Genomic DNA, 14,316 nt, shown 5'->3' on the forward strand with positions numbered 1-14,316 from the left:
AAGGGACCACACGCCCATGCGCCTTCTGCTTGCCGCCGCTCTTCTGCCTCTCTCCGCGCCCGCCCTTGCTGGCGACGATACGATGAGCGAAGGGCCGGATCTCAGCTTCGAGCGCGTCTTCGCCTCGCCCGGTCTCGACGGGCCGAGCCCGCGCAAGCCCAAGCTTTCTCCCGATGGCCGCTATCTCACCGTGCTGCGCAATCGCGAGGACGACCGCGAGCGTTACGATCTATGGGCCTATGATCGCAGCGGCGGCACATGGGCGATGCTGGTCGATAGCGAGAAGATCGGTTCGGGCCGGGAACTGTCCGAAGACGAAAAGATGCAGCGCGAACGCGCGCGCGTCGGCAATTTGCGCGGGATCATCGATTACGAATGGACGAGCAACGGCGAGGCACTGCTCGTGCCGCTGGATGGCGACCTCTATCTTGCCGCGCTGACGGGCGAGGTGGTGCGCGTCACCGATACCGAGGAAAGCGAACTCAACCCCGCGCTCAGCCCGCATGGAAACTACATCTCCTTCGTGCGCGACCGTCAGTTGTGGGTCGGCCCGGTGACCGGCGAACATGCCCCGATCACCGCGAGGGAAGGCGAGACGATCCGCTGGGGCGAAGCCGAGTTTGTCGCGCAGGAGGAGATGAGCCGACACGAGGGATACTGGTGGAGCCCGGATGAAAGCCGCATCGTCGTCCAGCGGACCGATGAAAGCATGGTGGGCGTGGTCACGCGCGCGGCCATCGGCGCGACCGGCACGAAGGTCTTCGACCAGCGATACCCGGTGGCCGGCAGCGCGAATGCCAAGGTCCAGCTCTATGTGATGGACCCCGACGGCAAGAACCGCGTCGAGGTCGATCTGCGTAGCAACCAGTCTGCGACCTATTACGACCCGCAAAACCCTGACGATTTCTATCTCGCCCGCGTCGATTGGGCGCCCGATGGCAGCGCGTTCTATGTCCAGCGGCAGAATCGCGAACAGACATGGATGGACCTGCTCAAGGTCGATCCGACCACCGGCGCGAGCGAGATCGTGGTTCAGGAAGAGGCGTCGCAGCAGCATGGCGGCGATGGCTACTGGATCAACCTGTCGGACAATTACCGCTTTCTGGACGATGGCGACCTGATCTGGTGGTCGGAGCGTGACGGCTTTGCCCATCTCTACCGGTATATGGGTGAAGAGGATTGGCGCGCGTACAAGCAGCTTACCAAGGGCCAGTATGTCGTCACCAAGCTCGTCGGGGTGGACCAGCAGGCCAGCCGCCTGTTCTTCCTCGCCACCAGCGAGCAGGACCCGCTCGAACAGCATGTCTATGCCTATGATTTCGCGGCGCAGACTCCAACCATGCCGCACCGCCTGACGGAGCCGGGCTTTACCCATTCGGCGACAATGGACAAGAAGGGCCAGACGCTGCTCGTCACCCGCTCGAACGATGATACGCCGCCGCAAATGTATCTCGCGGATCAGGAGGGCAAGCGGCTCGCCTGGGTGGAGGAGAACGCGCTCGACGCCGATCATCCTTATGCGCCCTATCTGGCCAGCCATCGGCCCACGCAATACGGCACGATCCCGGCAGAGGACGGCACGCCGCTTCATTGGGAAATGGTCACGCCGGAGATGGAGCCGGGCAAGCGGTATCCGGTCTATTTCTACCATTATGGCGGGCCGGGGCCGCAAATCGTCAATCGCGGCTGGAATGGCGCGCTGCGCCAGGCGATCGTCGACAAAGGCTATATCTGGTTCGCGCTCGACAATCGCGGCAGCGCCAATCGCGGCGTTGCCTTCGAACAGCCGATCTTCCGCGCCATGGGCGGTGTCGAGGTGCGCGACCAGAAAGCGGGGGCAGAATATCTGAAGACGCTGCCCTTCGTCGATCCGGACAAGATCGCGATCGATGGCTGGTCCTATGGCGGGTACATGACGCTGAAGCAGCTCCAGGCCGATCCGGGGCTGTATGCCGCAGGTATTTCGGGTGCGCCGGTAACGAAGTGGGAACTTTACGACACGCATTATACCGAGCGCTATATGGGCACACCGCAGGCCGATGGCGCAGCATACGAAGCCGCCAGCGCGATCCCGGATGCGGCCAGGATCACCGATCCGCTGCTGATCATCCACGGCATGGCCGACGACAATGTGGTGTTCGAGAACGCGACCGAGGTCATTTCTGCGATGCAGGAAGCCAACGTGCCGTTCGAAATGATGCTCTATCCCGGCTACACGCACCGCGTTTCGGGCGAGCGGATTTCGCCGCATCGCTACAACACGGTCTTTCGTTTTCTGGAGGCATACGGGGTCACGCCGCCGGATTGAACGTCATCCCAGCGCAAGCTGGGATCGCTGTCGGCCAAGCACTTGTTTTGCACCCGATCCCAGCTTTCGCTGGGATGACGGGGCTGGAATGACTATGTGCGCCCTTGAACGCATTTGGAGATGGTAAATTGGGTTATCGTGTTGCCGTGGTCGGCGCGACGGGGAACGTCGGGCGCGAAATGATGATGGTGCTGGCCGAGCGCGAGTTTCCGATCGACGAGATCGCAGCGGTCGCGTCGAGCCGCTCGCACGGATCGGAAGTCGAATTCGGTGACACCGGCAAGATGCTCAAATGCCAGAATATCGAGCATTTCGACTGGTCCGGCTGGGATATCGCATTGTTTGCCGCTGGCAGCGGACCGGCCAAGGAATATGCCCCCAAGGCGGCCGCCGCCGGCTGCGTGGTGATCGACAACAGCTCGCTCTTCCGCATGGACCCCGACGTGCCGCTGATCGTACCCGAGGTGAACCCGGATGCGATCCACGGCTATTCCAAGAAGAACATCATCGCCAACCCCAACTGCTCGACCGCGCAGCTGGTGGTGGCGCTAAAGCCGTTGCACGATGCCGCGACGATCAAGCGCGTCGTCGTGTCGACCTACCAGTCGGTTTCCGGCGCGGGCAAGGCGGGCATGGACGAGTTGTTCGAGCAGAGCCGCAACATCTTTGTCGGCGATCCGGTCGATCCGGTGAAGTTCACCAAGCAGATCGCCTTCAACGTCATCCCGCATATCGACGTCTTCCTCGACGATGGTTCGACCAAGGAAGAATGGAAGATGGTGGTCGAAACCAAGAAGATCGTCGATCCCAAGATCAAGCTCACCGCGACTTGTGTGCGCGTGCCGGTTTTCGTCGGCCACTCCGAGGCTGTCAGCATCGAGTTCGAGAACGAGATCTCGGCCGAACAGGCGCAGGATATCCTGCGCGAGGCGCCCGGCTGTATGTTGGTCGATAAGCGTGAGGATGGCGGGTACATCTCGCCCGTCGAAGCGGCAGGCGACAGCGCGACCTATATCAGCCGCGTGCGCGAAGACCCGACGGTCGAGAACGGCATCAACCTGTGGTGCGTATCGGACAATCTGCGTAAAGGCGCCGCGCTCAACGCGGTTCAGATCGCGGAACTTCTGGGCCGCGAATGTCTTAAAAAGGGATGATGCGGAAAAGCCTTCTCCTCGCGCTTCCGTTGGTGCTTGCCGCGTGCGGCGAAGCGCAAACCGAACCCGAGCCGACCGCAGTATCGGCCGAAGCGGTGGAGGGCGCAAAGGTATTGGTCGATGCCAATGGCCTTGGACCGGCGGGCGCGGTGCCGTTCCGCTTCGGCGCGGCGCGCGCGGATGTCGATGCCGCCATCGGTGATGCCCTCGGTATCGCTGTTGCAAAGTCGCGCAACGAGGAATGCGGCGCGGGGCCGATGGATTTCAGCCAGTTCGGCCCGTTGCAGATCGCCTATATGGATGGCGAGCTGCGCGGCTGGTTTCTGCGCGAAGGTGAGGACGTCGCGACTTCCGACGGCGTGCAACCCGGTACGACCACGTTCGCAGGGCTCCAGCTCGAAAAGCAGGTGCGCGAACTCGACACCACGCTGGAGGGCGAATTCGAGTATACGACTGCCGATTACGGGACGATCACCGGGTTTGCGGAAGATGGCGAGAGAGTAACCGCGCTGCAGGCCGGAATAAGCTGCTTCTTCCGCTGATCGTCATCCCAGCGCAAGCTGGGATCGTTCCCCGCTTGGCGCAACGCCGATAGCGGTCCCAGCTTTCGCTGGGACGACGGAGATGTATAAGTCTCCGCATGACCCTGTCCGCAGACCTCTATTTCAGCTTCCGCTCACCTTACAGCTTCCTTTCGGTCGGGCGCTACCGCGCGCTGGCCGAAGAGTACGATGTCGATATCGCGCTGAGGCCGGTCTATCCGCTCGCGATCCGCCAGCCCGATTTTTTCGAGCGCAATCATCCCAATTGGATGGCCTATACGATCCGCGACATGATGCGGGTGGCACAATACCACTCGATCGCCTTCGGCCCGCCGCGCCCCGACCCGATCGTTCAGGATCCGAACACCCGCGCGATCGCTGCCGAACAGCCCTATATCCGCCGGGTCACTCGGATGGGTCAGGCCGCTGCACGGCGTGGCAAGGCCCTCGTCTTCGCGCATGAGGCGGGCAAGCTCATCTGGGGCGGTCAGGAGAACTGGCACGAGGCCGACCATCTTGCGGGCGCCCTGACCGCTGCCGGGCTCGATGCTGCGGAAGTCGTTGCCGAGGTCGAGGCGCAGGGGGAGGAACTCGACGCCGAGATCGCAGCCAACCAGGATGCGCTCGAAGCCGCCGGGCACTGGGGCGTGCCGACACTTGTCTTCGACGGCGAGCCCTTCTTCGGCCAGGACCGCATCGAGATGGCGCAATGGCGGATGGAGCAGAAGGGGCTGGCCCCAAGGGATCGTGCCCGATGAAAGGCAAGCTGACCGGCGGCTGCCTGTGCGGCGCCGTGCGCTATACATTGCACGAGGGCTTTCGCCTCAACCCCTATGCATGCCATTGCACCGACTGCCAGAGCCGCACGGGTTCGGCGTTCAGCGAGCATATGCTCTTTGCGCTCGCCGAGCTCGAAATCTCGGGCGAACTCGACACCGGTGAATACGATCAGCCCAGCGGAGCCCATTCGCGCATCCTCGGCTGTGCCATCTGCAAGGCGCGGATCTATGCGGTGAACGACGCTCGCGAGGGCTTCGCCAGCCTGCGCTGCGGCACACTAGACGACAGCGCGTCGCTGGTCCCCGCAGCGCATCTGTGGGTGAAGAGCAAACAGCCGTGGATCGGCCTCCCCGCGGATGCGAAGGCCATGGACGGACAGCCGCACACCACCGAGGAGTGGATCGCATTCGTGGGGATGACATGAGCGAACCGGTGACCGAGCATTTCGAGAGCTTCGATGGGACGAAACTCGCCGTCCATCGGCACGGCGAAGGGCGACCGCTCGTTTTGCTCCATGGCCTGTTCTCCAGCGCGGCGATGAACTGGATCAAATGGGGGCACCACGAGGCGATTGCGGCGCAGGGCTATGAAGTGTTGATGCTCGATTTTCGCGTGCATGGCGAGAGCGAGGCTCCGCACGAGCCTGAGAGATATCCCACCAATGTGCTTGTACGCGATGTGGCGGCGCTGATGGATCACTACGGGCTCGACAATTACGATCTCGGCGGGTTCTCGCTCGGCGCCCGCACCTCGCTTCACGCGACGGCCCATGGCGTGCTCGAACCGAAGCACCTCGTCATCGGCGGTATGGGTGCCGCAGGGCTTGGCGAATGGCATCGCCGTGCGGCCAAGTTCCGGCGCGTGATCGACGAGTTCGATGCGATCCCGCGCGGCGATCCGGACTTCTTCTCGATGCAGTTCCTCAAGTCGCAGGGCGTCGACCGCGTGGCTGCTCGGCTGCTGCTCGACACCATGCCCGATCTCGACCTCGCATTGCTCGATGCGATCACCATGCCCACTCTGGTGGTCTGCGGCGATGAGGACCGCGACAATGGCTCGGCCGAGGAACTGGCAGGCTTGCTCCCCAACGCCGATTACGTCGAGGTCCCCGGTACGCATATGAGCAGCGTGACCAAGCCCGATCTGGGGCAGGCGATCGCCCGCTGGCTGGGGGGCGGACATGAGTGAACCGAAACCGAATTTGCGCTGGTGGCTGTGGGGTCTGGTGGCCTTCGCGATCGTCATCGTGCTGAGCATGGCGGTCATGCATCCGGAAAGCGTGACGTTGGGTATTGCCGAACACCAGGCGGCGGGCAGCGCGGCGCGGGTGGACGAGATACAGGGACAATGGCGCGAAGGTGGTGTTCGCACTCTCGCCATTATTGCGATGCTCGGCGACCTCGTTTTCATCGGCATCTATGGCTGGGGAAGCTGGCTGGCCGGGCGCAGCTTCATGGCGATGCGGGGTGCGGCAAGGATGCTAGGCATGCTGATCGCCATTTCGGCAATCACCTTTCTCGTCACCGACTATACCGAAACCATTCTTCAGGTGGTCCAGCTTCTCAGCGAACAGGGTTCGGACTGGATGGCTGCGGTCGCGGCCACGGTCCGGCCGGTGAAGATCGTCGCCTGGATCGCGACCTTCGGCGGTGTGCTGATGGCACTCGCCATTCGTCGATTTGGTGCGCCGCCTGCTTGATTAACCGCCCCGGCAGGTGCAATCTGGTAGCAGGTGAAACCACACACTAAAATATCATCGAGAGGTCCTGAATGAATTTCGCATCCGCCGCCCTGTCCGCGCTCGCCATTTCGCTCGCCAGCCCCGCGCTCGCGAATCAACACGAAGCCCAGTCCGAGATGGCCAGTGCGTATCCCCTTACTCCGCAGGGCGCGGCCGATTGGGTGGCGATGGTCGAAAAGGACATGTTCGATTTCTCGGTCGAATATGGCCGGGTGTTGTGGATCAATTCGACCTATATCATCCACGATAGCGACCAGCTTGCCGCCAAATATGGTGCGCAGGCGACCGAGAAGTCGGTCAAATATGCGAATGAGGCGGCAAAATATGCCCAGGTTGCGGGCCTGGATCCCGAAGTCGCGCGCAAGCTCGATATCCTGCGCAATGGTATCGTCATGCCCGCACCGGTCCGCGATGGCGCTGCTACCGAGCTCAATGAAATCGCCACCAAGCTTGGCTCGGCCTATGGCAAGGGCAAGGGCACGCTCAATGGCGAGGCAATCAACGGCAGCGATATCGAGGCCGAGATGGGCAATCTCGACCGCACCCCGGCCGAAAAGGCCGAGATGTGGACTAGCTGGCACGACAATGTCGGCGCGCCGATGCGCGATGACTATCAGCGCATGATCGCCATTGCCGGTGAAGGTGCGACCGAACTCGGGTATGATGATCTCGGCGCGATGTGGCGCTCGAATTACGATATGTCGCCCGACCAGTTCGCTGCCGAGACCGAGCGCATGTGGCAGGAAGTAAAGCCGCTTTACATGGCGCTGCACACCTATGTCCGCAGCAAGCTCAACGCCAAATACGGCGACGAGGTGCAACCCGCCACCGGACCGATCCGCGCCGACCTGCTCGGCAATATGTGGGCGCAGGAATGGGGCAATATCTATCCGCTCGTCGCTCCGGAGGGCGCAGGCGATATCGGCTACGACCTCACCGAACTGATCGAGCAGAAGGATCTCGACGAGGTCGAGATGGTCCGCGTGGGCGAACAGTTCTTCTCCTCGCTGGGCTTCGAGCCGTTGCCCGAGACCTTCTGGCAGCGCAGCCAGTTCACCAAGCCGCAGGACCGCGAAGTGGTCTGCCACGCCAGCGCCTGGGACGTCGACAATGTCGACGATCTACGCATCAAGATGTGCATCAAGCGCAATGCGGACGACTTCAAGGTCATCCACCACGAGCTTGGCCACAACTACTACCAGCGCGCTTACAACCAGCAGGACTATTTGCATCTGAACGGCGCGAATGACGGTTTTCACGAGGCCATCGGCGACATGATCGCGCTTTCGATCACGCCCGAATATCTCGTGCAGATCGACATGCTCGACCGCGCCGACGTGCCGAGCGCCGACAAGGATATCGGCCTGCTGCTGCGCGAGGCGATGGACAAGATCGCCTTCCTGCCCTTCGGACTGCTGGTCGATCGCTATCGCTGGGAGCTGTTCAACGGTTCGATCCCGGCCAATGAGCTTAACAAGGGCTGGAACGACCTGCGCCTGCAATACCAGGGGATCGTTCCGCCGGTGGAGCGCGACGAGACCAAGTTCGATGCGGGCGCGAAGTACCACATCCCGGGCAATGTGCCTTACACGCGCTACTTCCTTGCCCGGATCCTGCAGTTCCAGTTCTTCAAGGCCGCTTGCGACCAGGCTGGCTGGGAAGGCCCGCTGCATCGCTGTTCGTTCTATGGCAATGAAGAAGTCGGCAAGAACCTCAATGCGATGCTCGAAATGGGCGCCAGCAAGCCGTGGCCCGATGCGCTCGAAGCCTTCACCGGCGAACGCCAGATGAGCGGCAAGGCGATGGCGGAGTACTTTGCCCCGCTGAAGGCATGGCTCGACGAGCAGAACGCCGGTAAAACCGAAGGGTGGTAAGCCGCTTCACCCTGGCCTTCGCTTTCCCGCTGGCGGTCGCCTGTGCGCCCGTTGGCGGGGAGGGGGAGTCAGCCGCGCCGCCCGTGGCCAGCGATGTCGAAGGCGCGCTGTTCGTGGCCGGCAAGTTCGGCAATATGCTGTCGAAGGTCGACCTCGCCTCCGGTGAGCAAGTCGTCAGCGTCGATAGCTGTGCCAATCCGCACGAATTGGCCACTTCACCCGACGATCTGCATATCGCGCTCGCCTGCTATGGCGGGCAGACGGTGGACATCTTCCGGACAGCAGATCTGACCAAGGTTGCCAGTATCGACCTCGGTGCGAATGCGCGTCCGCACGGGATCGTCTGGCATGCCAATGGCGATCTCTACGCGACGGCCGAGGGCCGCCAGTCGGTTTTCTGGATCCGCGATCCGCTGGAACAGGCAGAGGTCTTCGAAAGCGGCACGGGCAAGGAAGGCAGCCATATGCTGGCGGTCGCGCCCAGCGGAAACCACGCTTGGACGACCGATCTCGGCAGCAAGACTGTGACGCGGGTCGATCTCAAGACCCGCCGCGCACCGGCATCGGTCGAAGTTGGCGAGGAGCCGGAAGGTATCTGGCTGTCCGATGACGGCAAAACGCTATGGGTTTCGGCGCGCGGATCGAATGCCGCCTTCAAGCTCGACCCCCAGACGCTGGAGGTGCGGCAGCGGATCGAGACCGGGAATTTCCCGCTACGGATCACGCTGCGCCCGCAGGGTGACTACGCGGTCACCTCGGATCTTGCCGATGGTGGGCTGACGGTAATCGACACGCAAAGTGGCGATGTGGTGCGCAGCATCGCGGTTTCCTCGCCCGCGCAGGCCGAGGCACGGACGCAGGTGACGATCCTGTTCTCACCCGATGGCGAGCGTATCTATGTCGCCGAAACCCGCAACAACACGATTGCCGAGGTCGATTTTGCTACAGGAAAGGTGCTGCGCCGCCTGCCTGGCACGGGTGGCGGCGACGGGATCGCGATCATCGAATGAGTAAGAAATACAAGGAGCTGCCGGTCGTCGGCTGGCGCGAACTGGTGCATCTGCCGGAACTCGGCCTTCATGCGGTTCCGGCCAAGATAGATACCGGTGCGCGGACCTCTTCGCTCCATGGCGAAGTGATCGAGGAATTCGAGCGCGATGGCGAAAAATTCGTGCGCTTCGCGGTTGATTTCGACCAGCAGCACGTACGCCAGGTGTGCGAGGCGGTGCATGTCGACGTGCGGGGAATCACCAGTTCGAATGGCAAGACCCAATATCGCTACGTAATCAAAACTCCGCTCATGATCGGCGGGGTCGAATTTCGTGCCGAAATCAGCCTGGCCGATCGCAGCGACATGAAATTCCCCATGCTGATCGGCCGTTCGTCGCTGCGCCGCCGATTTGTCGTGGACAGCGGCTATTCGTGGTTGCAGACGCCCGAACTTGATCCCGTGAAAGGGCACAAGCCCTGAGGAGCGCATAATGAAGATCGCCATGCTGGCGCGCAATCCGAACCTCTATTCGCACCAGCGATTGAAAGAGGCGGCGGAAAAGCGCGGCCACGAGCTCGATATCCTCAATACCACGCGTTGCACCGTCCACATCGCTAGCCATCGTCCCGAGGTCTACTATAATGGTGAGGCATGTGTCGGCTACGATGCGGTCATTCCGCGTATCGGGGCGAGTATCACGAATTACGGCCTCGCGATCCTGCGTCAGTTCGAGATGCGCGGCTGCTGGCCGCTCAACGAAAGCGTTGCCATCGGGCGCAGCCGCGACAAGCTGCGCAGCATGCAAATTCTCGCCAAGTACGGCCTCGGTCTGCCGCTGACAGCCTATGCCAACGATCCCAAGCAGGCGGAGCAGATCATCAAGGCGGTGAACGGCCCGCCAGTGGTGATCAAACTGCTCGAAGGCACGCAGGGCATCGGAGTGGTCCTCGCCGAGACGATGAGCAGTGCCAAGTCCGTGATCGAGGCATTTCGCGGCGCCAACGTCAACATTCTGGTGCAGGAATTCATCAAGGAAGCCGGCGGCACCGATATTCGCGCGCTGGTGGTCGGCGGCAAGGTAGTCGCCGCGATGAAACGCACCGGCGCGGCAGATGATTTCCGCAGCAACCTCCACCGCGGCGGTAGTGCCGAACTGATCAAGATTACCCCCGAAGAACGCAGCACCGCCGTCCGTGCGGCCAAGCGAATGGGCCTGAACGTGTGCGGTGTAGACATGCTGCGTAGCAATCACGGCCCGGTGATTATGGAAGTGAACTCTTCGCCCGGTCTCGAAGGGATCGAGAAAGCGACCGGCAAGGATATTGCGGGGCAGATCATCGATTACATCGAAAAGAACGCCAGGGACGGCAAGACGAAGACCAAGGGGACGGGCTAGCTTTCCAGATCGCGCACCATAATGCGATAGGATAGCCGAAGTTCGCCGATCGCGAATTTGTCTTGGCCGATATCACGCCATCCAACGTGCTTATAAAAGCTACGGGCTCGTGAGTTACCCTCGTGTACGCTTAGCCAGAGCCTGTCGCATAATTTTCGGCGCGCCTCGTCCTCGATAATTTTGACCAACGCTTTGCCGACGCCGTAGCCGATCTGCGCAGTATCGACGTAGATTTTCTGCAACTATCCTATACGCCAACCTTCGCATAATGGATGGCCCGAACGCAGTTTGAGCTTGGCATACCCGATTGGTTTCTCGTCGATCGAAGCAAGCCAATATTTGTTGTTCGGTTTCTTCAGGCTGTTTGCGATCTTTTTCTGAGCGAAAGTCTGCTTTAGATAGTTTTGTAGCGTTTCTTCATGGCACCGGAACAAGTGACCGAATGCCTGCTCGAACGTAATTCGGCCGAGGCTAGCTATCGCAGAAGCATCACGTCCGATTGCGGGGCGAATAATGAGTAGGTTTGCCATTATCCGGTTTTGAAAGAATGCCAGATCGCCTGCATCCTGCGGCTTGCGTTCAAACCATCGAAATTACCGGAACGGCGGCTCGTTGAAGGCGCGCAGTTTCCGGCTGTGCAGGCGCGGCCCCTCGTCGCGGAGCAAGCGGCAGGCGGTCACGCCGATCTGGAGGTGCGCTGCGATGGCTTCTTCGTAAAAGGCGTTAGCCTGGCCGGGCAGCTTGATTTCGCCGTGCAGCGGCTTGTCCGATACGCACAAGAGCGTGCCGTAGGGCACGCGGAATCGATAGCCCTGCCCCGCGATCGTGGCGCTTTCCATGTCGACCCCAACCGCCCGGCTGAGGCTCATGCGATGGGCAGAGTTCGTGTAGCGCAGTTCCCAGTTGCGGTCGTCGGTCGTGACGACTGTCCCCGTGCGCATGCGCTTCTTGAGGTCGGCGCCGTGTTCGCCCGAGACCTCTTCCGCCGCGCCGGCGAGGGCCTGCTGGACCTCGGCGATAGCGGGCAGGGGAATTTCGGGTGGCAGGACGGGATCGAGCACATGGTCGTCACGCAGGTAGGCATGGGCGAGCACATAGTCGCCGATCTTCTGACTGGGACGCAGGCCGCCGCAGTGACCGATCATCAGCCAGGCTTCTGGTCGCAGCACGGCAAGGTGGTCGCAGATGGTCTTCGCATTGGATGGGCCGACCCCGATATTGACCAGCGTAATGCCTTCCTTGTTCGGCCCGACGAGATGGTAGGCTGGCATCTGGTGCCGCCGCCATGCGGTGTCGGAGAGTTGCGCGCGGGCATTGTCGGTCTTCTCGTTCAGCATCAATCCGCCTGCACCAGCCAGTGCGGTGTAGCCATTCGAGCCGAGCTGGGACCCGGCCCAATCCACGAATTCATCGACATAGCGGTGGTAGTTGGTGAACAGAATGAAGCGCTGGAAGTGTTCGGTACTGGTTCCGGTGTAATGCGCCAGCCGCGCCAGGCTGAAATCGGTGCGCAGCCCGTCGAACAAAGAGAGCGGGATCGGATCCTCCGCATTTTCGAGCACGATGCCGTCGGCCAGCTCGTCTCCGATGTCCGCCAGTTCGGTGGACGGAAAGTGCCGCGCGATCAGGTTGGGATCGACTCCAACCAATTCGGCACCGGCGTCGCCATCGAGCACGTAGGGAAAAGGAATTTCCTGCTGAGACGAGCCCACTTCGACTTCGACTTCGTAATTCTCGGAAATCAGCTCGAGCTGTTCGCGCAGATAGTCGCGAAACAGGGCCGGGCGCGTCACGGTGGTCGTATAGAGGCCAGGTGCATTCAAGCGGCCAAAGGCGCGATTGCGATCCTCGGGCTGATCGCCACCACGGAAACGCAGGCGCAGTTCGGGATAGGCGTAGCTTCCATCCTTGCGGCGCTCTGGTGCGGGAAGCGCGCGTTCGCGCCCGAAGGCGATAACGTCATCGCGCAACCTTTCGACTGCCGCGTCATAAATTGTCTCGATCCGGTCGAGTGTCTGTTCGATGGTTTCCATGGGCGGTTTTCTTGCCTCTTGTTGTTTTCCGATTGATGTCACGCCTACAGATAGGGATTGCGGGCGCTTCTTACAAAAAGGGCGCGGAAGCCGAAGCCGCCGCGCCCTTTTTGTATTGCTGGATGCGAAGATCGGCCTCAGGCGCTCTCTTCGTTCGCGTCCGTAGCGGTGTCGGTACCCTCTTCGAGCATGTCCTCGGGGATTTCGCCGGGCTCGAGAGTCGAATCGATACGGGCTGCATCGGCCTGTTCTTCGATCTCGCGCTGTTCGTCTTCGAACATCTGCGCCATCACGTCGATGCCCTGGCTTTGCAGTTCGGCTTCGTCGTCCGAGCGGGCGACATTGGCCTTGATCGACACCGAGACTTCCGGATGGAGGTCGATGCGGACTTCGTGCATGCCGATCGCCTTGATCGGGTCACCCATGATGACCTGCTTCTTGTCGATGTCGTGACCCTTGTCGGCAAGGGCGGCGGCGATGTCACGCACGTTAACCGAGCCATAGAGCTGGCCGGTGTTCGATGCCGCACGGATCAGGACGATCTCTTCGCCGTTGACCTTTTCACCGGCCTTTTCGGCTTCGGTGCGGCGTTCCGCGTTTTCCTTTTCCAGGCGGTCTCGGTTCGCTTCGAAGACCTTCTTGTTGGCTTCGTTGGCGCGCAGGGCCTTTTTCTGCGGGAGCAGGAAGTTGCGGGCATAGCCGTCTTTAACGGTGACGACGTCACCGATCGAGCCGAGCTTTTCGATCCTCTGAAGGAGAATGATATCCATGGATTTTCCCCTTACTTCACGATGTACGGCAGCAGGCCGATGTGGCGCGCGCGCTTGATGGCCTTGGCCAGCTCACGCTGCTTCTTCGCGCTGACGGCGGTGATGCGGCTGGGGACGATCTTGCCACGCTCGGACATGAAGCCCTGAAGGAGGCGAACGTCCTTGTAGTCGATCGCGGGGGCGTTCTTGGCCGAAAACGGGCAAGACTTGCGGCGGCGGAAAAACGGACGGGCCATCAGTTACGCTCCTCGCGGTCGCGGCGCTTCTTCGCATCGCGTTCGTTCTTGCGCATCATTACGCTGGGGCCTTCTTCGTGCTCTTCGACACGGATGGTCATGTAGCGGATGACGTCTTCGTTGATGCGGGTCTGGCGCTCGAGCTCGGCAACAACGGAGCCGGGGCCCTCGATGTTGAGCATCACGAAATGCGCCTTGCGGTTGCGGTCGATCTTGTAGGCGAGGTTCTTGAGGCCCCAGGTCTCCGTCTTGGTGACCTTGCCTTCGTTCTTCTCGATGATCTCGGTGGCATTGGCGGCGAGCTGGTCGACCTGAGCCTGGCTCAGATCCTGTCGCGCCAAGAAAACATGCTCGTAGAGAGCCATGCTCTTGTCCTTTCAACTGGTGGCCGATCGCTGGCTGATCCGCGGGATTGCGGGGCCCCTCCGGCTTTCTTCGAATCCCCTGGGTCGACCCGAGGGATGCGCGCACATAGCGGGATCTGGGCGGAA

16 protein-coding genes are annotated in these 14,316 nt (G+C 61.5%); 11 read left to right on the top strand and 5 right to left on the bottom strand.

Annotated elements, in window-relative coordinates:
- Positions 1 to 16 precede the first annotated feature (16 nt).
- From MUY37_RS07070 to rimK, 11 genes are all read left to right on the top strand, one after another.
- Entirely contained in the window at positions 17 to 2,308 is a 2,292-nt protein-coding gene (locus MUY37_RS07070; RefSeq protein WP_499194645.1) for a DPP IV N-terminal domain-containing protein, read from the top strand.
- Between the two features lie 128 nt (positions 2,309 to 2,436).
- Complete coding sequence (locus MUY37_RS07075) at positions 2,437 to 3,462, top strand: aspartate-semialdehyde dehydrogenase (protein ID WP_499194646.1); 1,026 nt, start codon at positions 2,437 to 2,439, stop codon at positions 3,460 to 3,462.
- Complete coding sequence (locus MUY37_RS07080) at positions 3,459 to 4,004, top strand: hypothetical protein (RefSeq protein ID WP_499194647.1); 546 nt, start codon at positions 3,459 to 3,461, stop codon at positions 4,002 to 4,004. The genes MUY37_RS07075 and MUY37_RS07080 overlap by 4 nt, the downstream gene beginning before the upstream one ends.
- Before the next feature lie 98 nt (positions 4,005 to 4,102).
- Positions 4,103 to 4,762, top strand: coding sequence for a 2-hydroxychromene-2-carboxylate isomerase (locus MUY37_RS07085; RefSeq protein WP_499194648.1), 660 nt, complete (start codon positions 4,103 to 4,105; stop codon positions 4,760 to 4,762).
- The gene (locus tag MUY37_RS07090) at positions 4,759 to 5,208 is read left to right on the top strand and encodes a GFA family protein (RefSeq protein WP_499194649.1); all 450 of its coding nucleotides are present in this window, start codon (positions 4,759 to 4,761) and stop codon (positions 5,206 to 5,208) included. Before MUY37_RS07085 ends, MUY37_RS07090 begins: the two co-directional genes overlap by 4 nt.
- Complete coding sequence (locus tag MUY37_RS07095) at positions 5,205 to 5,972, top strand: alpha/beta fold hydrolase (RefSeq protein WP_499194650.1); 768 nt, start codon at positions 5,205 to 5,207, stop codon at positions 5,970 to 5,972. Before MUY37_RS07090 ends, MUY37_RS07095 begins: the two co-directional genes overlap by 4 nt.
- On the top strand, positions 5,965 to 6,483 hold the full coding sequence (locus MUY37_RS07100; RefSeq protein ID WP_499194651.1) for a hypothetical protein: 519 nt from the start codon (positions 5,965 to 5,967) through the stop codon (positions 6,481 to 6,483). The genes MUY37_RS07095 and MUY37_RS07100 overlap by 8 nt, the downstream gene beginning before the upstream one ends.
- A gap of 71 nt (positions 6,484 to 6,554) precedes the next feature.
- Positions 6,555 to 8,399 carry a M2 family metallopeptidase gene (locus MUY37_RS07105; protein WP_499194652.1) on the top strand — a complete coding sequence of 615 codons (1,845 nt, stop codon included), beginning with the start codon at positions 6,555 to 6,557 and terminating at the stop codon, positions 8,397 to 8,399.
- Positions 8,393 to 9,409 carry a YncE family protein gene (locus MUY37_RS07110; protein WP_499194653.1) on the top strand — a complete coding sequence of 339 codons (1,017 nt, stop codon included), beginning with the start codon at positions 8,393 to 8,395 and terminating at the stop codon, positions 9,407 to 9,409. Before MUY37_RS07105 ends, MUY37_RS07110 begins: the two co-directional genes overlap by 7 nt.
- Positions 9,406 to 9,870: an ATP-dependent zinc protease family protein gene (locus MUY37_RS07115; protein WP_499194654.1), complete on the top strand. Its 465-nt coding sequence runs from the start codon at positions 9,406 to 9,408 to the stop codon at positions 9,868 to 9,870. Before MUY37_RS07110 ends, MUY37_RS07115 begins: the two co-directional genes overlap by 4 nt.
- A gap of 10 nt (positions 9,871 to 9,880) precedes the next feature.
- Entirely contained in the window at positions 9,881 to 10,786 is a 906-nt protein-coding gene (gene rimK, locus MUY37_RS07120) for a 30S ribosomal protein S6--L-glutamate ligase (RefSeq protein ID WP_499194655.1), read from the top strand.
- Here the strand turns inward: rimK and MUY37_RS07125 are convergent.
- The 5 genes from MUY37_RS07125 to rpsF form a co-directional block, all read right to left on the bottom strand.
- Positions 10,783 to 11,028 (bottom strand): GNAT family N-acetyltransferase, encoded by a 246-nt coding sequence (locus tag MUY37_RS07125; protein WP_499194656.1) that lies wholly within the window; start codon positions 11,026 to 11,028, stop codon positions 10,783 to 10,785. The genes rimK and MUY37_RS07125 overlap by 4 nt on opposite strands.
- 351 nt (positions 11,029 to 11,379) lie before the next feature.
- On the bottom strand, positions 11,380 to 12,861 hold the full coding sequence (locus MUY37_RS07130) for an AMP nucleosidase (protein WP_499194657.1): 1,482 nt from the start codon (positions 12,859 to 12,861) through the stop codon (positions 11,380 to 11,382).
- A 95-nt stretch (positions 12,862 to 12,956) separates the two neighbouring features.
- Complete coding sequence (gene rplI, locus MUY37_RS07135; RefSeq protein WP_499194658.1) at positions 12,957 to 13,589, bottom strand: 50S ribosomal protein L9; 633 nt, start codon at positions 13,587 to 13,589, stop codon at positions 12,957 to 12,959.
- An 11-nt stretch (positions 13,590 to 13,600) separates the two neighbouring features.
- Complete coding sequence (gene rpsR, locus MUY37_RS07140; RefSeq protein ID WP_499194659.1) at positions 13,601 to 13,825, bottom strand: 30S ribosomal protein S18; 225 nt, start codon at positions 13,823 to 13,825, stop codon at positions 13,601 to 13,603.
- A complete protein-coding gene (rpsF, locus tag MUY37_RS07145; RefSeq protein WP_499194660.1) occupies positions 13,825 to 14,190 on the bottom strand; it encodes a 30S ribosomal protein S6 in 366 nt (121 codons plus the stop codon). Before rpsF ends, rpsR begins: the two co-directional genes overlap by 1 nt.
- Positions 14,191 to 14,316 lie beyond the last annotated feature (126 nt).

Source organism: Qipengyuania sp. ABI-127-1 (assembly GCA_022953095.1).
Lineage (GTDB): Bacteria > Pseudomonadota > Alphaproteobacteria > Sphingomonadales > Sphingomonadaceae > Qipengyuania.

Bases quoted from the DNA above. Each gene is read 5' to 3' on its own strand.
- MUY37_RS07095 (WP_499194650.1), top strand. From the start codon at position 5,205: ATGAGCGAACCGGTGACCGAGCATTTCGAGAGCTTCGATGGGACGAAA.
- MUY37_RS07105 (WP_499194652.1), top strand. From the start codon at position 6,555: ATGAATTTCGCATCCGCCGCCCTGTCCGCGCTCGCCATTTCGCTCGCC.
- MUY37_RS07090 (WP_499194649.1), top strand. From the start codon at position 4,759: ATGAAAGGCAAGCTGACCGGCGGCTGCCTGTGCGGCGCCGTGCGCTAT.
- rpsR (WP_499194659.1), bottom strand. From the start codon at position 13,825: ATGGCCCGTCCGTTTTTCCGCCGCCGCAAGTCTTGCCCGTTTTCGGCC.
- MUY37_RS07085 (WP_499194648.1), top strand. From the start codon at position 4,103: ATGACCCTGTCCGCAGACCTCTATTTCAGCTTCCGCTCACCTTACAGC.
- rpsF (WP_499194660.1), bottom strand. From the start codon at position 14,190: ATGGCTCTCTACGAGCATGTTTTCTTGGCGCGACAGGATCTGAGCCAG.
- MUY37_RS07100 (WP_499194651.1), top strand. From the start codon at position 5,965: ATGAGTGAACCGAAACCGAATTTGCGCTGGTGGCTGTGGGGTCTGGTG.
- rimK (WP_499194655.1), top strand. From the start codon at position 9,881: ATGAAGATCGCCATGCTGGCGCGCAATCCGAACCTCTATTCGCACCAG.
- MUY37_RS07115 (WP_499194654.1), top strand. From the start codon at position 9,406: ATGAGTAAGAAATACAAGGAGCTGCCGGTCGTCGGCTGGCGCGAACTG.
- MUY37_RS07070 (WP_499194645.1), top strand. From the start codon at position 17: ATGCGCCTTCTGCTTGCCGCCGCTCTTCTGCCTCTCTCCGCGCCCGCC.
- MUY37_RS07080 (WP_499194647.1), top strand. From the start codon at position 3,459: ATGATGCGGAAAAGCCTTCTCCTCGCGCTTCCGTTGGTGCTTGCCGCG.
- rplI (WP_499194658.1), bottom strand. From the start codon at position 13,589: ATGGATATCATTCTCCTTCAGAGGATCGAAAAGCTCGGCTCGATCGGT.